Origin of the sequence: Microbacterium sp. CGR1, assembly GCF_051062835.1 — a bacterium.
Lineage (GTDB): Bacteria > Actinomycetota > Actinomycetes > Actinomycetales > Microbacteriaceae > Microbacterium.
Genome location: NZ_JAOTPG010000001.1, coordinates 824613 through 845504 on the forward strand (window position 1 = coordinate 824613; position 20892 = coordinate 845504).

The 20892-nt window shown below is 68.1% G+C and carries 26 protein-coding genes; 3 read left to right on the forward strand and 23 right to left on the reverse strand.

Translation table 11 applies throughout. From position 1 onward, the window contains the following. Window positions 1-8 precede the first annotated feature (8 nt). Window positions 9-773 carry an SDR family oxidoreductase gene (locus OD997_RS03965; RefSeq protein ID WP_434330440.1) on the forward strand — a complete coding sequence of 255 codons (765 nt, stop codon included), beginning with the start codon at window positions 9-11 and terminating at the stop codon, window positions 771-773. Window positions 774-800: 27 nt separating this feature from the next. Here the strand turns inward: OD997_RS03965 and OD997_RS03970 are convergent, their stop codons facing one another. Then, complete coding sequence (locus OD997_RS03970; protein ID WP_434330441.1) at window positions 801-1691, reverse strand: TIGR01777 family oxidoreductase; 891 nt, start codon at window positions 1689-1691, stop codon at window positions 801-803. A 103-nt stretch (window positions 1692-1794) separates the two neighbouring features. Here OD997_RS03970 and OD997_RS03975 point away from each other — a divergent pair, with 103 nt between their 5' ends. Continuing rightward, on the forward strand, window positions 1795-2628 hold the full coding sequence (locus OD997_RS03975) for a zinc-ribbon domain-containing protein (protein WP_434330442.1): 834 nt from the start codon (window positions 1795-1797) through the stop codon (window positions 2626-2628). 10 nt (window positions 2629-2638) lie between these two features. On the opposite strand, the gene OD997_RS03980 is transcribed toward OD997_RS03975, so the two are convergent. Further along, entirely contained in the window at window positions 2639-3019 is a 381-nt protein-coding gene (locus OD997_RS03980) for a hypothetical protein (RefSeq protein ID WP_434330443.1), read from the reverse strand. 130 nt (window positions 3020-3149) lie between these two features. Between OD997_RS03980 and OD997_RS03985 the strand changes: the two genes are divergently transcribed. Then, window positions 3150-4238, forward strand: a complete 1089-nt coding sequence (locus tag OD997_RS03985; RefSeq protein WP_434330444.1) for an AAA family ATPase — start codon at window positions 3150-3152, stop codon at window positions 4236-4238. Between the two features lie 45 nt (window positions 4239-4283). Here the strand turns inward: OD997_RS03985 and OD997_RS03990 are convergent, their stop codons facing one another. The 21 genes from OD997_RS03990 to OD997_RS04090 all read right to left on the reverse strand — a co-directional run bounded on the left by OD997_RS03990 (window position 4284) and on the right by OD997_RS04090 (window position 20888). Next, window positions 4284-5087, reverse strand: coding sequence for a sigma-70 family RNA polymerase sigma factor (locus OD997_RS03990; protein WP_434330445.1), 804 nt, complete (start codon window positions 5085-5087; stop codon window positions 4284-4286). Window positions 5088-5258: 171 nt separating this feature from the next. Further along, window positions 5259-5573, reverse strand: a complete 315-nt coding sequence (locus OD997_RS03995) for an HU family DNA-binding protein (RefSeq protein ID WP_056307433.1) — start codon at window positions 5571-5573, stop codon at window positions 5259-5261. Between the two features lie 218 nt (window positions 5574-5791). Further along, window positions 5792-6328, reverse strand: coding sequence for a hypothetical protein (locus OD997_RS04000; RefSeq protein WP_434330446.1), 537 nt, complete (start codon window positions 6326-6328; stop codon window positions 5792-5794). A gap of 75 nt (window positions 6329-6403) precedes the next feature. Then, a complete protein-coding gene (locus OD997_RS04005) occupies window positions 6404-6799 on the reverse strand; it encodes a flagellar assembly protein FliW (protein WP_434330447.1) in 396 nt (131 codons plus the stop codon). Continuing rightward, on the reverse strand, window positions 6796-7683 hold the full coding sequence (locus OD997_RS04010; RefSeq protein ID WP_434330448.1) for a flagellin: 888 nt from the start codon (window positions 7681-7683) through the stop codon (window positions 6796-6798). The genes OD997_RS04005 and OD997_RS04010 overlap by 4 nt, the downstream gene beginning before the upstream one ends. 17 nt (window positions 7684-7700) lie before the next feature. Beyond that, window positions 7701-9107, reverse strand: a complete 1407-nt coding sequence (gene flgK / locus OD997_RS04015) for a flagellar hook-associated protein FlgK (protein ID WP_434330449.1) — start codon at window positions 9105-9107, stop codon at window positions 7701-7703. Window positions 9108-9113: 6 nt separating this feature from the next. Next, window positions 9114-9596: a flagellar export chaperone FlgN gene (gene flgN, locus OD997_RS04020; protein WP_056307424.1), complete on the reverse strand. Its 483-nt coding sequence runs from the start codon at window positions 9594-9596 to the stop codon at window positions 9114-9116. A gap of 119 nt (window positions 9597-9715) precedes the next feature. Continuing rightward, window positions 9716-9964: a carbon storage regulator CsrA gene (csrA, locus tag OD997_RS04025; RefSeq protein ID WP_434330450.1), complete on the reverse strand. Its 249-nt coding sequence runs from the start codon at window positions 9962-9964 to the stop codon at window positions 9716-9718. An 89-nt stretch (window positions 9965-10053) separates the two neighbouring features. Further along, window positions 10054-12120, reverse strand: coding sequence for a flagellar biosynthesis protein FlhA (locus tag OD997_RS04030; protein WP_434330451.1), 2067 nt, complete (start codon window positions 12118-12120; stop codon window positions 10054-10056). A gap of 50 nt (window positions 12121-12170) precedes the next feature. After that, window positions 12171-13274, reverse strand: a complete 1104-nt coding sequence (locus OD997_RS04035) for an EscU/YscU/HrcU family type III secretion system export apparatus switch protein (protein ID WP_434330452.1) — start codon at window positions 13272-13274, stop codon at window positions 12171-12173. Next, on the reverse strand, window positions 13271-14032 hold the full coding sequence (locus OD997_RS04040) for a flagellar biosynthetic protein FliR (RefSeq protein WP_434330453.1): 762 nt from the start codon (window positions 14030-14032) through the stop codon (window positions 13271-13273). The genes OD997_RS04035 and OD997_RS04040 overlap by 4 nt, the downstream gene beginning before the upstream one ends. Further along, the gene (fliQ, locus tag OD997_RS04045) at window positions 14029-14307 is read right to left on the reverse strand and encodes a flagellar biosynthesis protein FliQ (protein WP_434330454.1); all 279 of its coding nucleotides are present in this window, start codon (window positions 14305-14307) and stop codon (window positions 14029-14031) included. The genes OD997_RS04040 and fliQ overlap by 4 nt, the downstream gene beginning before the upstream one ends. Then, complete coding sequence (gene fliP, locus OD997_RS04050) at window positions 14307-15146, reverse strand: flagellar type III secretion system pore protein FliP (RefSeq protein WP_434330455.1); 840 nt, start codon at window positions 15144-15146, stop codon at window positions 14307-14309. The genes fliQ and fliP overlap by 1 nt, the downstream gene beginning before the upstream one ends. A gap of 131 nt (window positions 15147-15277) precedes the next feature. Further along, the gene (locus OD997_RS04055) at window positions 15278-15703 is read right to left on the reverse strand and encodes a flagellar biosynthetic protein FliO (protein WP_434330456.1); all 426 of its coding nucleotides are present in this window, start codon (window positions 15701-15703) and stop codon (window positions 15278-15280) included. Window positions 15704-15706: 3 nt separating this feature from the next. Continuing rightward, on the reverse strand, window positions 15707-16363 hold the full coding sequence (locus tag OD997_RS04060) for a FliM/FliN family flagellar motor switch protein (RefSeq protein WP_434330457.1): 657 nt from the start codon (window positions 16361-16363) through the stop codon (window positions 15707-15709). Then, on the reverse strand, window positions 16363-17256 hold the full coding sequence (locus tag OD997_RS04065) for a flagellar motor switch protein FliM (protein ID WP_434330458.1): 894 nt from the start codon (window positions 17254-17256) through the stop codon (window positions 16363-16365). Before OD997_RS04065 ends, OD997_RS04060 begins: the two co-directional genes overlap by 1 nt. A gap of 33 nt (window positions 17257-17289) precedes the next feature. Further along, complete coding sequence (locus tag OD997_RS04070; RefSeq protein WP_434330459.1) at window positions 17290-18102, reverse strand: OmpA/MotB family protein; 813 nt, start codon at window positions 18100-18102, stop codon at window positions 17290-17292. Continuing rightward, window positions 18099-18905, reverse strand: a complete 807-nt coding sequence (locus OD997_RS04075; RefSeq protein WP_434330460.1) for a motility protein A — start codon at window positions 18903-18905, stop codon at window positions 18099-18101. Before OD997_RS04075 ends, OD997_RS04070 begins: the two co-directional genes overlap by 4 nt. Beyond that, the gene (locus OD997_RS04080) at window positions 18902-19117 is read right to left on the reverse strand and encodes a flagellar FlbD family protein (RefSeq protein WP_434330461.1); all 216 of its coding nucleotides are present in this window, start codon (window positions 19115-19117) and stop codon (window positions 18902-18904) included. The genes OD997_RS04075 and OD997_RS04080 overlap by 4 nt, the downstream gene beginning before the upstream one ends. A 124-nt stretch (window positions 19118-19241) precedes the next feature. Then, window positions 19242-20408: a flagellar hook protein FlgE gene (locus OD997_RS04085; RefSeq protein WP_434330462.1), complete on the reverse strand. Its 1167-nt coding sequence runs from the start codon at window positions 20406-20408 to the stop codon at window positions 19242-19244. A gap of 30 nt (window positions 20409-20438) precedes the next feature. Then, entirely contained in the window at window positions 20439-20888 is a 450-nt protein-coding gene (locus tag OD997_RS04090; protein ID WP_434330464.1) for a flagellar hook capping FlgD N-terminal domain-containing protein, read from the reverse strand. Window positions 20889-20892: the final 4 nt, after the last annotated feature.

A 20892-nucleotide genomic window follows, 5' to 3' on the forward strand; every position in this document is an offset into this window, starting at 1 on the left:
GTGGAGGCATGAACATCAGCGGAAACACCATCTTCATCCCCGGGGCGACCAGCGGCATCGGGCTCGCTCTCGCCCAGAAGTTCGCCGAGCGCGGCAACACGGTCATCGTCGGCGGACGCCGCACCGAGCTGCTCGATCGGATCGCCGCCGAGAACCCCGGTATCGACACGGTCACGATCGATACGACGGATGCCGACAGCATCCGTGCCGCGGCGCAGACCGTGATCGCCGCTCATCCCGACCTCAACGTCGTGATCACCATGGCGGGCATCATGCGTGCCGAGGACTGGACGACGCCAGCAGGGTTCCTCGAGACCGCAGAGGCGACGGTCAGCACCAATCTGCTCGGCCCGATCCGTCTGATCGCGGCATTCATCGAGCACCTGCGCACCGTTCCCGACGCGACGATCATGACAGTCTCGTCAGGCCTGGCCTTCGCGCCGCTGCGGGTGACGCCGACGTACAACGCCACGAAGGCGGCGATCCACATGCTCAGCGAGTCGCTGCGCCTGCAGCTCGAGGGCAGCACCGTGAAGGTGCTCGAGCTCGAGCCGCCGGCCGTGCGCACGTCTCTCATGCCCGGCCAGGAGTCGAGTGATTTCGCGATGCCTCTCGACGACTTCGTCGACGAGGTCGTCGGGCTGATCGAGACCCAGCCCGACGCGACCGAGATCCAGGTCGAGAACGTGAAGTTCCTGCGCTACGGCGAAGCGCGGGGCGACTACGCCCAGGTCGTGGAGACACTCAACCGACGCGACCCGCACGGGAACTGACCGGGCAGGGCGGTCGATCGGACGCGATCAGATCGCCGCGTCGACCGCCTGCTGCGCAGTCGTATGCGTGAACTCGAAGCCCGACCTCTCGAGCGCCGTCGGTCGCACATCCGCATCCGACAGGAGCAGCGAGTCGGCGGCGGATCTGCTGAGCGCGAGACGGAGCGCGAAACCGGGCGCGGGGATCCAGAACGGGCGACGCATCCTCTTCGCGAGCGCCCGACCGATGTCATTCGCCGACGCCCGCGTGGGACCGGTGAAGTTGACGGGGCCCTCGAGACGGGCGTCGATCACATGACGGATGCCGCGGACCTCGTCGTCGAGGGAGATCCAGGGCCAGATCTGGGTACCGGGGCCCAGGGGCCCTGCCAGCCCGAACCGGGTCAGTTGGATCATCGGCTTGAGCACCCCCTCACGGTGGATGATCGGCGCGGTGCGCAGCAGCGCGACCCTGGTCTGCTCTCCCGCGCGCTGCGCCTCCTGCTCCCAGCGGACGCAGAGCTGCGCGAGGAAGGTGTCTCCTGCGAGCGATTCCTCGGTCAGGGTCTCCCCCGGCGCCGAGCCGTAATAGCCGACCGCGGAGGCCGAGATGAACGCCGGTGCGTCGTCGCGCAGCGTGCGCACGGCCGTCGCGAGGGTGCGGGTCGTCGTGAGGCGGGACTCGACGAGCTCGCGGCGATACCGGCGGGTCCACGGAAGCCGGCCGACACTCGCGCCGCTGAGAGAGACGACGGCGTCAGCGCCCGCGAGCACGTCGGGGTCGAGCTCACGCTCACCGGGCGACCACTCGACCTCGGACGGCACCCGAGGCGTCCGGCGCACGAGAGTCGTCACCTCCACGCCGTCGGCGCGCAGCGATGAAGCGAGCGCCGTTCCGATCAGACCCGATGCACCGCTGATCACGATCCGCTGCGCCATGACTGCTGCTCCCTCTGTCCGTGTCCCGGACTCGTCCGTCTCCGCGAGTCTGTCATGTCCGGTGCCTCCCCGCGATGTCGGCGGCCGCAGGTAGCGTCCTCGCGTGACCGAACCCGTGCAGTCGTGGTGGGCGAGACGCCAGTTCTCGCGCGGACGCGACGTGCCCTATGCGAAGGGCACCTACCGTGCGGCCTGGGCCGCGTATCCCGAGCTGGTCCGCCAGTACCACCCTGAGCTCAACCATGGGATCGCGCTGTCGCAGGTGCCGCTCGCGGCCGACGTGCTGCTGTGCTGGGAATGCCGGATGGGTCACCGCTTCGCTGCCACGCCCACCGAACAGCGCGAGCGCCCTGGGCGGGTGCGCAGACAGTCATCCTGGTGCCCGGAGTGCTCGTCTCTCGCGCGACCGCAGCCCGTGATCCTCGGCGAAGCCCGCGCGATCCCGAGGCGCCCCAAGCCGCCCACGACGCTGTGCGCGAAGACCCCCGACCTCCCCGTCGGCGAGGCGTTTCTGAGCGTGTGCGCACCGGCACCGGCGTCCGCCGCCGAGGCGAAGCTGCGCGCGGCGCTCGAGTCCCGGCTCCGCTTCACCACAGGCGTCAATGCCGTCAAGGTCTCGCGGCCGTTCTTCCGCCACACCGAGGTCTGGCCCGACATCCTCGTGCCCGAGCTCCGGGTCGCGCTCGAGTACGACACGGTGGGCCGATACGGACTCGAGCACGTCGGCAAGCGCCAGGACGCCGACCTGCGCAAGGATCGGGCCCTGCGAGCCGCCGGCTGGGAGGTCATCCGCATCCGCACGGGCACGCTCGAACCGCTGGGGCCACACGATCTGCAGATGCCGTCCGTCACGGCGCGCGGCATCGACCGCGTGATCGAGGCTCTGCGTGACGTCCGCGGATCACTGATGGTCGACGCCTACCTCGTCGACGGCTGAGGGGCGCCCGCTACGCCCCGTCGAGCTCTTGCTCCGCCTCGCGGACGACCGCATCCCACTCGGATCGCAGGAACCTCGCGTCCCCCGCGGCCACGATCTGGGCGTTGTCGTTCGGTCCGACCTCGGGGCGCATCGTCAGCCCGCCCACATCCAGGCTGGGAATGCTCCGCCGGATGCACTCGACACTGCCGCGCACGAGCAGATCGGCGGTCTGCTCGGGAGACGTCGCGGTACCGATCACCGCGTCGTCGTGCGCGATGAGGACGGCGCGCCACACGGGTTGTCTGGCGTCCGGATCGAGCGTGTACTGCATCAGCCCCTGAGGCGCCGCCTCGACCATGATGACGATCGAACCGTCGACCGGCTGCTCCACACCTGCGTACCCACCCATGACGGCCCCCAGACCCCGGACGTCCCCACGCCCGTTATCCGCTCAGGTTACTGCGAAAATCCCTTCACGATCGACTTACGGCGCGCAGATCTCGACCGATATCTACAACGGGGAGCGAAGGAGGAGGACCTTGACCAGCACCTACATCGAGACGGGTGGACACGTCCGTGTCTACGACGACGCCGTCCGCACGCATCAGGTGTTCCCTCTCGGCACCTACCGGGTGCATTTCACCTCGAAAGAGGGCTTCAGCCTCATCAAGATCGACGACCTCACCGTCGGCACTGAGCGCATCTACGGCGGTCGCGACAGGAAGGTCGACAAGATCTTCCGCTCCTATGCCCTCACCGACCGCAGTCTGGGCGTGATGCTGTCAGGCGACAAGGGCATCGGCAAGACGCTCTTCCTGCGCATGGTCGCCGAGGAGGCCCGTGAGCAGTGCCTTCCGGTCGTGATCGTCTCGGAGGACAACGACGGCATCGTCGAGTTCCTCGACACGCTCGACGAGTGCCTGATCATCTTCGACGAGTTCGAGAAGATCTTCCCCGCCGGCCGCCGCGGCGGCGGAGACGGAAGCAACCGGCAGAACCAGTTCCTGTCGCTGTTCGATGGACTCTCGTCCGTGAAGCGCATCTACTGCCTCACGGTGAACGACATCGCCGACGTCAGCACCTATATCGTCAACCGGCCAGGACGATTCCACTACCACATGCGCTTCGAGTACCCGGGGCCGGACGAGGTCAGGCAGTACCTGATCGACCAGGCGCCGAACGCCAACCCGGACGAGATCGAGAACGTGGCGCTGTTCTCACGACGCGCGCGACTGAACTACGACCACCTCCGCGCCATCGCGTTCGAGCTCGAGCAGCCGGACACGCTGTTCTCGGAGATCGTCGAAGACCTGAACATCAAGTCGGTCGAGCCGAGCACCTACCGCATCGAGGCCCGGTTCCCCGACGGCAAGGTCTGGTCGGACGAGGTCGAGATGAACCTCTTCGAGCGCGGCGATGTGGGGCGCACCTACGAGCTGCGCAATTCGACGCGCTCGATCTTCGCCTCGTTCGTGCCGAAGGATCTCATCTTCGAGCCGGACGGCAGCATCTTCGTGCCGATCCACAAGCTCGACCTGCTCGATGACGAAGACGAAGAGCCGGAGGTCTACCCCACCACGGTCAGCCTGATCCTGGTCGGGCAGGCCAGCTACGGCTTCGGTCTCTGAGCGGGTACCGAAGGGCCGATGCCGAGGGCCGCGCGGCGCGTGCGGTCAGGCGCCGACAGCGTGCGACAGGATCGCCCGCGTGAAACGCTGACCTCCGCTCGCGAGCCGCTCGAAGTACGCCTCGAGAGCGGATGCGGAGGAGCGCGACGTCGGCGCGGTCTCACCGAGAGGCGCATCGGCGTAGTGACGGTCGAGGGCATCGCGGAGCATCCGCACCGCCTCGGCGCGCTGCTGCGACACGGCAGCGTGCGAGACGCCGAACTCGTCCGCCAGCTCCTTCACGCTGCGGTCCTCGAAGTAGATCGCGCGGATGATCTCGCGCTTGCGCTCCGGGAGCGCGTCGACGGCTCGGCGGAGGAACTCGTCACGCTCGGATGCGATCGCCTGCTCCTCGGGGAGATATCCGGTCCAGACGATCTCGGGCGCATCCGGGGCGTCGAGGCTCAGGAGCATACGCTCGGCATCGGCCAGCCCCTCCCGCACAGATCCGGTGTCGACCCCCATCGCCGCCGCGATCTCGGCGACGGTGGGAGTGCGCCCGAGAGCCGCCGACAACGTCTGCCGCACCTTCGTCGTCTCCCTGGCCCGCACCCGGATGTCGCGAGGGGCCCAGTCCATCGACCGCAGCTCGTCCTTCAGCGCCCAGTTGATGCGTCCGCGCGCGAAGGCTCCGAAGGGCACACCGAGAGTCGCATCGAACTTCTCGGCCGCGCGGACCAGCGCGAACGCACCCGCCGAGGCGAGGTCATCGCGGGAGACCTGTGTGAGGCGGGACGCCACATACGCCGTCGCCGCACCGACGATGTGCAGGTGTTCGACCACGAGCTGGTTCCGTGCGCGCATCGGCATCGAGTTCCGTCTCTTTCACTGTAAGTGCAAGCCCTCCCCAGCGACTCACAGCGAGGCCCCTCCCCAGCGGCCAGAACTACATTCAACTACATGCTAGGGGCGCAACGGGCAAGAAAGATCCCCGAAGGTCGAAACCTTCGGGGATTCTCGTTTACGTTCAGATAACGATGGCTAATCGTTCACCTTCACGCGTCGGTTCACTTCGCGCGTCGCGGAGAACTTCAGCACCGTGTAGTCGTTGACCTCGGCGTCGCCCTCATCCTTCGCGAACTGCACGCGATGTCCCTTGTGCGTCTGCGGGTAGAACTTGCCGAAGTTGGTGAGAGTCACCGTGTTCCCCCGGCCGACCAGGTCGAGCAGCTCGTCGATCATCGCGTTGTAGGCCGTCTGCGCGGCCGGGACCGAGATGCCCCCTCGTCGCGCGAATCGCTGCACGAACTCGCGCTTGCTCACCCTGTTCGTCTCGAGCGTCCTTGATGTGCTCATGTCGTCTTCCGTCCCATGGAATGTCGCCCGTCACCGGGCTTCTTTGCGCTGTACCCCTACCAGCCGCATCCGCAGCGCGCGCAGGTTTCCCATCTCCTGCGACGACGCCGGGATCTGCCAGTACCCCAGCCTGTGCTCTCAGAGCCTAGAGGCTCTTCCTTGGTATATGCGGTGAATCTCGGTTTTCTTTGCTTTTCACCAGCTCACTGCGCTCCCGGCTATCCCCGCGGGACCGCGCTGCCCACGGTCTCGCTCACGAGGGCGCGCGCCGCGTCGCGCGCCCGCCTCGCTGCCGTCACCGACTCGACGATCTGCGCGCGGATGTCGCGACCGTCCGTGTCCTCGCCGACGGAGAGCTCGGTGGGCGCCAACGTCCTGGTGTTCACGACGACCTCTCCGCTGTTGATGAGCAGGTCCGCCCTGACACCGAACGCTCGCCCGACCACCCTCCCCGATTCATCGGTCAGATCGGTGACGTTGTCGGCCGCCGCCTGCTCGATCGACGCCAGCTGCACCGGTGTGTACCGTGCCGAGTTCGCGAAGCCCGTCGTCGACCTCGCCTCCTTCTTCGACACGAGCGCGAGACTCGTCTGCCCTGGTGCCCGCCGATCGCCCGGATGCACCCGGGCGTCGAGATAGTGCGTGGTGACCACGCCGTCGGCGTCGGAGGCGACGCGGTCGTGATAGGCCATCACCACGAGGTTCACCGCCTGGGTCGCGCCGGCACCATGGATCTTCGATCGCAGATCGACCACGTCATCTCTCCTGTGCGTTCTGGTCAGCGGCTCGTCGTGGCACGCCGATCACTGGGTGTTCGCGCTGCGTCGGTCTCAGCTGCCGAGAAGCGCGCGGATCGGGTACGCCTGGTCGTCCAGGATGACCTGCACGGCCCGACCGGTCTCGCGATGGACCAGGACGGGGGCGCGGAGATTGATGTACACGCCGTCGTCGGCGGGATTCGCCACCACGAACACACGGACCTCCGACTCCTCGGAAGCGCCGAGCTCGGACCGCACGTCCGCAGGCAGGGCAGGCGCATAGCCGTAGTCGCCCGAGAGCGGATCCAGGAGGAACAGCCGCACGTCGGCATCCGCGGCACGCAGCGCGTACAGCCCTTCCGCGCCAGCGATCTGCTCGAGCGTGAACTTCCTGTGCGGGCTCAGGCCGAGCATCGGCGTGGTGAACTCGACGGCGAAACCCGTCGTCTCAGCGGACGTCGCGGTCATCGGATGAACTCCAGGAGGTTGGTCTGCAGAGACTTCGCGGTCACCTGCAGAGCGGATTGGAAGACGAGCTCGGCCGACTGCAGACGCACGAGAACCTCGAGGCTGTCCACGTTCTCGACCTCCGCGCGTCGCGCTTCGAGATCGATCGAGGTCGAGAGGTTCTGAGACGAGGCCCGCTCGAGCTGCACCTGGCGCGCGCCGGTCGCGCCCCGCGCCGCGATGACATCCTTCAGACGCCCGTCGATGTCGGCGATGCGGGCACCGACCTCGCCGCCGCCGCGCAGCTCGGCAGCGATGTCGTTGAGCAGCGCGAACGCGCTGTTCGCCCCGTCGCCGAACGCCTGCGAGCCGTCGAAGTCGACGCGAACCGTCTCATTGTCGCTGATGCGGCGCTGCACTCCGGCTCCCGGGCTGCCGTTGAAGGTGAAGGTTCCCGGATCGAACGCCGCGCCCGAATCACTGGTGCCGGCGAAGACACTGCGACCGAGGACGGTGGTGTCGGCCTTCGCCAGCAGCTCGGCGCTGATCGACTCCAGCTCCTGCGCGATGGACTCGCGGGCCGTGGGGCTGAGCGCACCCGAGTTCGCGCCCTGGGCGGTGAGATCCCTGGCGCGGTTGAGCAGGTCGACGCTCGCCCCGAGAGCGGTGTCGACCGTGGTCACCCACGCCATCCCGTCGCTGAGGTTGCGCGCGAACTGCGCGACGCGCGACTGGTCGCCGTGCACGCCGAGCGCTGTCGCGGCCGCGGCCGGGTCCTCGCTCGGCGAGCGGAAGGCACGCTGCGAGGCGGCCTGGTTCTGCAGCCGCTCGCGATCCGCGAGGTTCGTCTGCAGCGTCCGCAGCGACTGCTGCGTCATGGTGTTGCTCGTGATGCGGCCGATCATGATGGCTCTCCCCAGAGTCAGCGGCCGACGAGGCCGGTGCGGTTGATCAGAACGTCCAGCGCCTCATCCACGGCGGTCAGCACGCGCGCCGCTGCCTGGTAGGCGGTCTGGTAGGTCAGGAGGTTGATCGTCTCCTCGTCGCCGTCGACCGAGGCGTTCGACTGCTGCGCGGTGACGGCGGCCACGGCCCCCATGTCGGCGATGTCGGCGCGCTGCACGTCACCGGCGACCGCGACCGCGAAGCCCGTGACGAAGCTCGACCACGTCTTGCTCGGCCCCGTCGCCGATGCACCCAGCGCGCTGATGCGATCGGCGATCGTGGTGTCCTTGGCGCCCGCGCCCGGTGCGGCGAGAGCGAGGTCGTCCAGTCCCGTGGGAACGACGCCCAGCCCGAGGGCTGCCGGCCCGGTGCCGCTCATCGAGAAGAAGTCTCCGCCTACAGCGCCCGACGGTGTGACACCCGTGCGGTGGACGTCGTTGACGGCTGTCGCGAGAGCGGTCGCAGTCTCGTTGTAGGCGGCGGCGACTCCGGCCAGAGTCCCACCGTCGGCGGCGGGCGCCAGCGCGCTGATGGTGCCGCCTACCAGCCCGCCGGTGATCGTCACGGGCAGGCCGGGACGGTCCGCCCACGCGACCCTGATGCGTCCGGCGTCCGCGATGTCCCGCGGTCCGCTCGCGACGAGGGCACGGCTGCTGTCGGCGGTGACGAGCGCGTTCCCGTCGACGCGGAGCGTGAGGGTCCCATCGGCTTCGACGTTGCCCTTGGCTCCGACCGCGCTCGACAGCTGCTGAGCGAGGACGTTGCGCTGATCGATCAGCTCATTGGCGTTGCGGCCCGACTGCAGGGCGTCTCGGATCTGCCCGTTGAGTGTGGCCACCTGCCCCGCCATGGCGTTGACGTCGGCGATCTGGCTGTCGACCTGACCACGGAGGTCGGTCCACTGCCCTGCGATCGACTGGTACCCAGCCGCGATCTGCCCGATCAGGACGTTCGCGTTGGTGAGCACGACCTGCGCAGCCGCCGAATCCGGGGTGTTGGTGAGGTCCGACCAGCCCGCCCAGAACCGGTTCAGGTTCGCAGCGAGACCGTCTTTCGTCGGTTCGGCCATCACGGCCTCCGCCTGGCCGGCGGCCGTCGCCCTTGCCGCCCAGAAACCGGAGGTCGACAGCGCGTCGCGCACTCGGGCGTCGAGGATGTCGTCGCCGAGCCGGGCGATGCCGGTGACGCCGACACCGCCGCCGATGCCGAGCCCTGAGGGCCACAGTCCGGTCTGACCGGGAGCCGAGATCGGAACCTGGTCGACCCGCTGACGGGTGTAGCCGGGGGTGGTCTGGTTGGCTATGTTCTGACCGGTGACGGTCATCCCCGCGCGGGCGGCGGAGAGAGCGGATTCGGCGAGACGGAGCCCTGCGAACGAAGACATGGCGTCTCACACCCTCGTGTCGAGGAGTCGGGCGTCACCGTCGCGGACGACGCCGCCCTGGGGGTCGTATTCGCCGGTGGGCACGCCGAGGCCTGCGATGGTCTCCTGTGTGACCCGGATTGCGGTGCGCAGGCGCTGCTCGTTGACCTTCTTCATGTCGCCGATCTCGTCGGCGAGGGCGGTCATGGCATCCAGATGGCCGGAGAGGACCTCGCGCCAGGCATCGGTCGGCGCGGCGTCGATCAGCTCACGAAGCGTCGTCGCCTCGGGCACTCCCCATTCGTCCGCCACCGAGATGACGAGTGTGTCGCGCGAGAGGGCCACCGTCGGCATCGCAGCGAGCACGCGCTCGATCTCGTTCGCCGCATGGTGGATCCAGCGGTTGCGCCCGGTCGCCAGCAGCATCTGCTGTTCGTCGAGCTTGAAGAGCAGCACCTCCAGCAGATCGCGCTCTCGCATCAGTTGCATGCTCAGGTCGTGAGCGGCCACGATTCGTCACCTCGTCATGTCACGGTTTCCGTGACGGGATCGCCCGTCACATCCACGACTATCGCGACAACCCCCAGGACAGTAACTCCGAGCGCGAGGGAGAACGGCGAGAGTACGGCTCAGGACGCGGTGCCGGCGCGCCCTAGCGCGCCCAACAGCTGTGACTCGGCCGACTCGTCCGACGACGCCTGGACGGCTTCCTGGTTCGCGTCGCTCACCGCGATGACGATCTCGGCACGATTGATGCGCTTGTCTCGCGGGGCGTCGATGCCGACGCGGACTCCGCTCGGCGTCACCGCCAGGATCGTCACGGTGATGTCATCGCCGATCACGATGCTCTCATTGGCGCGTCTCGTGAGTACCAGCATGCGTCGTCTGCCTTCCATGGCGTGAGCGCCGATGCGCCCTCTGCTCACAAACGTATCGCACTCGACTCGTAAATGAGCAGATCCTGGCGCTACACCGCGGGGCTGGGCAGAGCGGACTGCGTCATCCGGACCACCCCGACCACGTCGGTCGCGAGTCCTCCGGCTGCAGCCTCGTCGTAGGAGAGCACCGGGAGTCCACTCACCTGCGAAGAGACCATCCGGCGCACGGCCTGGCGCAGCGACTGCGCGCACACGAGCACCGGTTCCGGCCCGACCTGCTCGAGGTCTGCGACCGTTCGGCGGACGTTCTCGAGCACGTGCATCGTCGCCTCCGGCGTCAGCACGATCTGCGGGTTCCCGTCGATCACGCGCATCCCCTCGAGCATCTGCTGCTCGAGCATCGGCTCGAACATCACCACGCGAATGCGTCCGTCCTCGGCGAATCGTGCGGCGATCGCGGGGCCCAGAGCTGCTCGCGCCGCATCGATCAGGCCCGCCGTCTCGGTCGATGTCTTTCCGCGCAGAGCGAGAGCCTCATAGATGCGGGCGAGGTCGTTGATCGGCACCCGCTCTGCCAGAAGGCCTGCGAGGACCCGCTGGATGCCGGCGAGCGACAGCACGGCCGGCGTCAGCTCCTCGACGGTCGCAGGGCTCGACTGCTTGAGGTGCTCGGTCAGCTGACGCACGTCCTCGAGCGAGAGCAGCCGGTCGGCCTGACTCTGCACGATGTCGGAGAGGTGGGTGATGATCACGCTCGCACGGTCGATCACGGTGGCGCCGGCCATGTCGGCGGCGTGCGACATCTCGGCGGGCACCCATTTGCCCTCGAGACCGAAGACCGGATCGACCACCGCAGACCCGGGGAGCTGCTCCAACCCCGTGCCGATCGCGAGCACGTGGCCCCGCGGCACGGATCCGCGCCCCGCCTCGACCCCGGCGATCAGGATCGAGTAGGTCTGAGCGGGCAGGTCGATGTTGTCCCTCGTGCGCACCGGAGGCATCAGGATGCCGATGTCGAGGGCGAGCTTTCGCCGCAGCGACTTCACCCTGGTGAGCAGGTCACCCGCTCCCCCGGAAGCCAGATCGACGATGTCGGGCGAGAGCGAGATCTCGAGGGCGTGCACCCGCATCCGGTCCATCAGCTCTTCGGGCCCCTCGACACCCGCCTCGACGGCCTCCTGCTGCAGCGCATCGGCCTCGAGCGCGGCGTCGCGGTCCTCGTTCGCCTTGACCCGGGATGCGGCGAACAGCAGGATCGAACCGATCACCAGGAACACCAGCAGCGGCATCCCCGGGATGAATCCCATCGCGATCGCTGCGAGTCCCGTGATCACGAGCGCGTTGCGCGACTGCATGAGCTGGCGGCCTGCCGCCTGCCCCATCTCGGTCTCGGCGTTCTCGCGGGTCACGATCATGCCGGTGGACACGGCCATCAGCAGCGCGGGGATCTGCGTGACCAGGCCGTCGCCGATCGTGAGGATGCTGTAGGTCTCGAGCGCATCCCCCATCTCCATGCCGTGTTGAACCATGCCGATGATGATGCCGCCGACGAAGTTGATGACGACGATCACGATGCCGGCGATCGCGTCACCCTTGACGAACTTCGATGCACCGTCCATGGCGCCGTAGAAGTCGGCCTCGGCTGCGACCTCGGCGCGGCGCCTGCGCGCCTCGGTGTCGGTGATGAGCCCGGCATTGAGGTCGGCGTCGATCGCCATCTGCTTGCCCGGCATGGCATCGAGGGTGAACCGCGCGCCGACCTCGGCGACTCGCTCGGCGCCCTTCGTCACCACGACGAACTGGATGACGGTGAGGATGAGGAAGATCACGGCACCGATGACGAGCGACCCGCTGATCGTGATCTGCCCGAACGCCTGGATCACCTGACCCGCATGCGCCTCGCTGAGCACGAGGCGGGTGGAGGCGACGTTGAGGCCGAGTCGGAACAGGGTCGCGACCAGCAGCAGGCTGGGGAAGACCGAGAAGTCGAGCGGCTTCTTCACGAACATCGCGGTGAGGAGGATCAGGAGTGCGAACGAGATGTTCAGAACGATGAGCACGTCGAGCAGCGGCGTGGGGATCGGGACGATGAGGAGCAGGATGATGCCCACCACGCCGACGGGCACCGCGCCCTTGGACAGGATCTGACCGAACATGCGTCTCGCCTTCTCGTTCTCTCTACTCGTTCAGGTGCGGATCCGGCGGCTCAGAGGCCGCGATCCCTGGTGCTGTCGAAAGGCATCGTGTGGGTGCCCCGCGCCGAACCGCGGCGCTTCAGGTGCTCGATGAACGCGAGCACCTGCGCCACGGCGGTGTAGAGCTCCTCGGGGATCTCGCGGCCGATGTCGCACGCCGAGTGCAGCGCGCGAGCGAGCGGGATGTCTCGGACCATTGGGACTCCTGTCTCCTCGGCCTTCTCACGGATCTTCTGCGCCACGACGCCGGCGCCCTTCGCCACGACCCTCGGCGCGGACTTGCCCGGCTCGTAGCGCAGCGCGACAGCCACGTGCGTGGGGTTCACGAGCACGACGTCGCTGTCACCGACCGCGGCGATCATCCGGTTGCGGCTCATGGCGAGCTGCCGCGAACGGCGCTGGGAACGCACGAGCGGGTCGCCCTCGCTCTTCTTGTGCTCGTCTTTCGCCTCGTTCTTGGTCATGTGCGTGTGCTTGCGATTGCGTCGCATGACCACGGCCACATCGATCGCCGCCAGCAGGATGCCCACGGCCACGGCGACCTGCAGCAGCGCGACGGCTCCCCCGGCGGCCTGTTCGAGAAGCCAGGTGATGTTGTGGCTGCCGCTCGCCATCAGCACGGGCACGAGACCCGACACCACGATCCACAGAGCGACGCCGATGGCGGCCGTCTTGAGCAGCGCCTTCGCGCCCTCCCACAGCGCCTGCTGCCCGAACACGCGCTTGAGCCCCGACACGATGTTGAACTGCTCGGTGCGCATCGTCACACCCCGCAGATGGATGCCGCCCTGGGCCACCGCCGTCGCGGTGGTGGCGAGCAGCACGACCACCAGCATCGGCAGCAGAACACCCCCGAGTGACGAGATCGCAGACCCCAGAACATCCAGCGCGGCACCGTCGGTGGGATTCTTCGCCACCGGGGTGACGGCCAGGAACAGCTCGGTGAGCACCTGGGTGCCCGACGCGATCGTCGGCACCATCATCACGGCGGCAGCGGCGATGCACACCCACGCCGTGAAGTCCTGGCTGCGGCCGATCTGACCCTTCCTGCGCGCCTCCTTGAGGCGGCGCTCGGTCGCCTTCTCGGTGCGTTCGCCGCTGTCGGTCTCGCTCATCGGGTCACCCCCAGCAAGAGCCGTGCCGCGTCCTCGGCGATGACCGCGACGACGCTGGGAAGCGCGGCGTAGACGAAGCCCACGAGCAGCAGGGTCAGGCCGATCTTGATGGGGAAGCCCATCGCGAACGCGTTCAGGGCCGGTGCGACCCGGCTGACGAGACCGAGCCCGACGTCGGCGAGGAACAGCACGATCAGCAGCGGCCCCGCGATCTGCACGGCGCTGAGCATCATCTGCCCGGCTGCTCCCACCAGCGCCTCCGCGGGCTTGCCCAGGTCGATCATGCCGGTCACCGGCACGGCGTCGAACGAGCGGAACAGACCGCCGAGCACGAGCTGGTAGCCGTCGGACGCGAACAGCAGCATGATCGCGGTCATCTGGAAGAGGCGCGTGAACTGGGCACCGTTGATCGCCATCCCCGGATCGAACGCCTGAGCCATCTGGAATCCGCCGAACGTGTCGACCAGGTGGCCGGCGCCCTGAATGGCGCTGAAGAGCACCATCACGAGGAATCCGAGCAGCGCACCCGTGAGCGCCTGCCCTGCCAGAGCGAGCATGAATCCGCCGGTGTCGAGACGCTCGTAGCCCACGGTCACCACGGGCGAGACGGCCAAGGCGAGCCCGACGCCCAGCATCGCCCTGACCCGCATCGGGATCGTGCCGTGGCTGAACGGCGGCGCGAGCACCAAGAAGGCCGTGATGCGCACGCACGCGAGCGACGTGGCCTCGAGCCAGGTGAAGTCGATGGGGATGTTCATCCGCCGCCGTTCAGCAGCGACGGTATCCGGGCGAACATCTCGTTCGAGAAGGCGATCATCTCGGCGATCATCCAGTGCCCGCTGATCAGCAGCGCGATGCCCACGGCGACGAGCTTGGGCACGAACGAGATGGTCATCTCCTGCACCTGGGTGATCGACTGCAGCAGCGAGATCGCGAACCCGACCACGAGCGCCGTGATCAACAGGGGGGCGCAGAGCTTGGCGCCGACGATGAGCGCCGCCTGTCCGATGTCGATGACCGCTTCCGGGTTCATCAGCCACCCCCGTTGTAGGACTGCACGAGGGCGGTGATGACCATGCCCCAGCCGTCGATGAGCAGGAACAGCAGGATCTTGAACGGCAGCGAGATCATCACCGGCGGGAGCATCATCATGCCCATCGACATGAGCGCACTGGCGACGACCAGATCGATGACGAGGAACGGCACGAAGATGATGAACCCGATCAGGAAGGCGGCCCGCAGCTCGCTGATCATGAAGGCCGGCACGAGGGTCTGCAGCGGGATGCTGGCAGGGTCGGTGGGGTTGTCCATCTGCGCGGCCCGGTACATCAGGGCGATGTCCTCTTCGCGCGTGTAGGAGAGCATCCACTCGCGCAGCGGTTCCTGGGCGAGCTCGAACGCGCGGCCGAAGTCGATCTGCCCCTCGGTGAACGGGCTGACGGCCACCACGTTGATGTCGGTCAGCACCGGCCACATGATGAACAGGGTCAGGAAGAGGCTGAGTCCTGCCAGCACCTGGTTCGGGGGGATCGAGGGCAGCGAGAGCGCATTGCGGGTGAGAGCCAGCACCACGAAGATCTTCGTGAAGCTCGACATCATCAGCAGCAGCGCGGGAGCGACGCTGAGGACCGTGATCCCGAGCAGCGTCATGATGCTGTCGGACGGCGTGCCGTTGATGCCGTTGATGGTCACGCCCTCACCGTCACCCGTCTCCGTGGGGAGCAGAGCGGATGCCGCGTGCGCGCCCGTCGCGTCGAGCACCACCAGCACGGCCGCGACGCCGAGGGCTGCCGCGATCAGGATCCAGGCACGCCGCGGGAGGCGCGGCACACGCGCGAGCGGCGCGGTGGCAGCGGCGGCGGATACGGGCACGGCGGCACTCCGAAGATGGGTGACGTGGCCGATCCGTAGCCAGGGGGGCGAGCGATCCGTGCTCGAAGTCGACTATCGCGACACGACAGCGTGCGCGTAACCGTGGTGCGGTCGCGCAGAGCCCGTCGGCGTCAGGCGACGGACTTCAGTGCCCGGTCGACGATGTCGTTCGACAGGTCGTCCGTGACCGGCGACTCCTCCGTCGTCGATTCCTCCTCGACGGGAGGTGCCTCCTGGGTGTCGACGACGTTGATCCCGTGCTCGGTCACACCGAGGACGTAACGGATGCCCCCGAACTCGGCGACCACGAGCTGTGCCTTCCCGCCGATGCCCGACCGCGCGACGACCGTGATCTTCTCGGGGCGCGGCTTCGGACCCGCCGCCGGGCGCGACGGCCTGATCTCGGTGAGTCGCGCGAGTCTCTTCGGCATCAGCCCCGCGAGCGGGCTCACGCCCTTCGCCTGCGACTTCTGCAGTCGACGGCTGAGGAACAGCAGCAGGCCGAGCACCGCCCCCAGGGCGACGATCGCACGCAGCGCGACGAGGATGTCGTCCATGGGTCAGACGGCCTCTGCGCCGTCGAGGATGCGCTCGACGCGGATGGCGAAGTCGCCCTCCGCGACCACGACGGTGCCGTGCCCGATCAGGCGGCCGTTGAGCTTGATGTCGGCAGGCGAGCCCGCCGCACGGTCGAGTTCGACGACACGGCCGGGTTCGAGGGACAGCACGTCGCGCACCGGCATCCGTGTGCGACCGATCTCGACCACGAGCTCCATCTCGACGCCGGCGATACGGCTCAGACGCTGCGGTCCGGAGCTTGCCGCTGCCCGTGCGCCGTCGATGCGCACCGCCGCCCGCGCGACGACGGTGCCCGCCGCGTCGACCATGTCGAACACCTGGGTGCCGGCGTCGGTGAAGACGTCGGCGGCGGCGACCAGCTCACCGTCGCCGAGGGCACCGCTGCCGAGCACGGCGACTGCCGCCTCGAAGATCGGATGCAGTCGATCGGCCAGGAGTGCGTTCTTCGAGCCGTCCTCGAGCTGCGACGGATCGGCGACCTGGATCGCGAGGCGGGCACCCGGGCTGCCAGCGAACGTGACCGCGACGGCCTCCCCGGAAGCCCCAGGGTCTGTGGACGGCGCGGGGATGACGGGGTATCCGAACGGCAGCTTGCCGGCGATAGCCGCGGCGATGGCGGTCTCGTGGAAAGTGCTCATCAGTGGGTCTCCTCAGGTGTGGTCGTGATCTTGCAGGTGAGGCGTGAGCCTCTGCTCCCAGGGGTGGCGAGGGCGATCGGAGTCTCCCCTGCCACGAGTTCGTACGGTCTGGTCTCCGGATGCGGCAGACGCAGAAGATCGCCGGGCGCGAGGTCGAGCACCTCACCCGTGCCGATCGTGATGGGCGCCAGGCGCAGTGTGATCTCCATCGGAGTGCTGCGCAGCTGCTCCAGGGTCTGCTCCGCCGTGTGAGCGGCACCCGCATCCGAGCCCGTCGCGGCGAGGCGGTCGACGACCGCGGAGGCGGGGAGCATGACCGTCGCCGTCGTCTCGGCGTCACCCAGACGCATCGTGTATCGAGCGACGATCACCGCGGCGGTCGCTGCGATCACCTGCATGTACTGCGGGTTGTAGTGCACGGCGCTGAATCGCGGCGCCCCGGGGAGCAGCGCGTCGAGGCTCGCATGGAGGTGCTCGAACGTGCCCTCCATCAGGTTGCGCACGAGAGCCAGCTCGATGGGAGTGAATGTGCGCGCCTCCGGCAGTGAGGTGCTGCGACCTCCCATCATCTGCACGACCCACAGGAGCGCGCTGTCGAGACCGAACTGCACCACACAGGGCTCTTCGCGATCCGCGAAGGCGCCCACCACCATGGCGGTCGTGCCGGGCAGCGTATCGGCGTACTCCTCGTACGACACCAGGTCGACGGACTCGAGCGTCAGGTGGGCGCGCACGCGGATCTTCGCCGTCAGCTGCGACGACCACAGGCGCGCGAACGACTCGAACGCCGCCTCCAGATGACGCGTGCTCTCCCGTCCCAGCTGCGCGGGGCGGCCGAAGTCGTAGGCGGGGTAGCGCGCGACCGGGTCCTCGAGCACGGCTGATGCGGTCATGGGGGTCTCCTCGACGGTGGTGTTCACGTGTGCTCAGCTCGCTGGTGCGGCGGCTGCGAGGGCCGGGATCAGCGCTCGCACCTGCTCTTCTTCTGTGGACTCGACGACGATGTCGACGCGTCTGTTGCTGGCCAGCGCCTGCGGGCTGTCGCCCTGCACGATCGGGCGCGTGTCCGAGAACGCGGTCGCCTTCACCCTCGGCCCGACGATGCCCTCGTGCTCGACGAGGAAACGGGCCACCTGGGTGGCACGCCCTCCGGAGAGCTCCCAGTTGGTGGGGAACGGGGAGGCCGACACGCGGTGATCGGCATGTCCTTCGACGCTGACCTGGTTGTCGACGGTGACGAGCACGTCGCCGATCGCGTTGAGCACGGCATCCGCCTTCGCCGAGAGCTCGGTGCTGTTGTCGGCGAAGAACGTCTCGGCGCCGACCAGCCCGACCTGCAGGCCTCGGTCGTCGATGACGAACGAGACGGTGTCCTGGAGTCCCTGGGAGGCGAGCGCGGCGCTCATGCGATCACGCAGCTCCTCCAAGGACTCGTACTCGGCCTCGGCGCGGGCGGCGAGATCCACCACGCCGTCGTCATCCTGCAGCTCGGGCGGCACGATCAGGCCCTCAGCGCTGTCCGCCCCGCCCTCGGTGCTCTCCTGGCCGAAGCCCGTCGCAAGGCTGTTGGCGAGCAGCTCGAACTTCGTCTTGTCGACGTTCGACACGGCGAACAGCACGATGAACAGACACATCAGCACCGTCACCATGTCGGCGTACGACACGGCCCAGCGCTCGTCCGGCTCGTCGTGCGAGTCGTCCTCGTGTCCTCGGCCGCGGGCGCGGCGGGCCGGGCTCACAGGATGTCCTCCACGGAAGACTCCTGCTCCCGCTTCTGCTTCTTGGCCTTCGTCTTCACGCCCGAAAGCGCCTCGAGGCGCTCCTGCAACAGGTGCGGCGCGCTTCCCGCCTGGATGGCCAGCATGCCCTCCGAGACGAGTGTCATCCGCTCGAGCTCGACGGCTCCGATGCGGTTGAGGCGACCGGCGATCGGGTTCCAGATGAAGTTCGCCGACAGCAGACCCCACAGCGTGGCCACGAACGCGGCGGCGATCATGGGGCCGAGGTGGTCGGGCTCGTCGAGCTTCTCGAGCACGTGCGTGAGGGAGACGACCGTGCCGACGATGCCGATCGTCGGCGCGTAGCCGCCCAGGGAGCCGAAGAACTTGGAGGCGACGCGGTTGCGCGAGGAGGTGGCGGCGATCTCGTCGTCCATCACCATCTGCAGGTCCTCGGCATCCGTGCCGTCAGCGAGCGCCTGCAGCGCCTGGCGGGTGAACGCGTCAGGTGCGCTGTCGAGCTCCTGTTCGAGCGCGAGGAGGCCCTCACCACGTGCCTTCTCGGCGTAGCCGACCAGGAACGGGATCACCGCCTCGGGAGTCATCTTCGGCCCTCGCACCATGCGTCCGAGGCTCTTCACGGCGAGGATCGTGTCGCGCAGCGTGTGGCTCGCGATACCGACGCCGATGGTCGAGCCGAGCACGAGAATCATCGGAGCGGGGATGAGCAGAGCCTCGAAGCTCGCGCCCTCCATGGTGATCATCGCGACGAGAGCACCGAACGCCAGGATGACGCCGATGATGAATGCGGGATCCACGCTCACGCCCCCGTCTGCGGGGTCAGTGCATGGGCGGCGCCGAGGACGCGCGCCCGGTAGGCGACGACCAGGTCGATGACGGCGTCCAGCGTCTCCTCGATCACATAGACCTTGCCGTCGACCATGTGCAGAGTCGTGTCCGGCGAAGAGAGGATGCGCTCGATCAGGTCGGGGTTCACCGCGAACCGGGTGCGGTCGAGGCGGGTGACGATGATCATCGCGGGGTCTCCGGGCTTCGGACGAGAGGGGGAAGTCTGCCCCGACTATCGCGACGCGGCCCACCCCCGGTAACCAGGGGCGGGCCGCGTCGACGGGCGGATGCGCTCGAACTCGAGCCTCCGATCAGCGCTTCAGCTGGGTGAGCTCCTGCAGGACCTCGTCGCTGGTGGTGATGATGCGCGCGTTGGCCTGGAAGCCGCGCTGCGCGACGATGAGGTTCGTGAACTCCTGCGAGAGATCCACGTTGCTCATCTCCAGCGCGCCGGACACCAGGTTGCCGAAGCCCGCCTGACCGGGCTCGCCCATGCGGGCAGCACCCGAGTTCACCGAGACCCGGTAGGCGGTGCCGCCGGCCTTCTCGAGTCCCTCGGGGTTCGCGAACGTCGCCATCGCGATCTTGCCGAGCGTCTGGGTGGCACCGTTGCTGAACGTGCCGACGATCGATCCGTCACCCGTGATGCTGTACGACTTCAGTGAGCCCGCCGCCGAGCCGTTCTGCTCCGAGACGGCGACGGTCGACATGTTCGCGTAGCCGGTGACCGCACCGAGGTTCACGCTCACGGCCCCCGCCGCGAGCGTGAGACCGGCTCCCGCCTGCTTGCCGTCGGTGAAGGTCAGCGAGCCGGTCGCTCCACTCACCGGCTCTGTGACGTCCCAGCCGGTCGCGGTCTTCGTGAACGTCAGGCTCAGGGTCGACGGAGTGCCCTGCGCGTCGTACACGGTCACGTCGCGGACGAGCTCGTCACCGTCGGCCGCGGTCGAGGGCAGGTTGCCGGTGACCGTGGCACCGGTCGTCGCCTTCGCCGGCGAGACCGCGTCGAGCGGCAGCACGATGTTCCCCGTCGCCTGACCAGTGTTGACGACGCCGTTCTGCGCCGACCAGCCCTGCACGACAGCACCGTCGGCGGTGACCATCTTGCCCGTCGGATCGAACGAGAAGCCGCCTGCACGCGTGTACAGCGTCTCTCCGCCCGAACGGACCGCGAAGAAACCGTCGCCCGAGATCATCAGGTCTCCCCCGCGCCCAGTCGCCTGAGCAGAGCCCTGTGCGAAGTTCGTGCGCACTCCGGCGACCTGCACCCCGAGGCCGACCTGAGCGGGGTTGCGTCCGCCGACCTCGTCGTCCGGGATGCCCGGGTTGCCGATGAGCTGGGACAGCGAGTCCTGGAACAGCACGGACGAGCCCTTGAAGCCCGCCGTGTTGACGTTGGCGATGTTGTTGCCGGTCACATCCAGCATGGTCTGGTGCGAGCGGAGTCCGGAGATGCCGGAGTAGAGCGAGCGAAGCATGTGATTCTCTCTTCCTGTGTGAGACGGAGGTCAGGCTGCGGCCGGGTTCGGCACGGCAGTGGTGGTCTTGGAGGTGACGCCGGTGATGGCGTCGAGGGCGATGGTCTTGTCGCCGATCGTCACCTGGGGGACGGGGCCGTCGAACGACACCTTGGTCACGACGCCGGAGAGGGTCTTGCCGTCGGCATCCTTGTAGCTCGCCTCCTGGCCGATGAGGGCGCTCGCCGCCTGGCGCATGTTCAGCGCGAACGCCTCGGCACCGTTGTCGGCGAGAGCGGTGAGCTGCTCCATCATGGCGAGCTGGGTCGTCTGCGAGATCATCTCGTTGGTGTCCATCGGGCTCGACGGATCCTGGTGGGTCAGCTGGGTCACCAGGAGCTTGAGGAAGACCTCGCCGTCCAGCACCTGCTTGCGCGCGGCGGGGTCGGTCGTGCCTCCTGTGTAGATCGAGCTCGGAGCGCTCACTGCATCGACGGTCATGCGG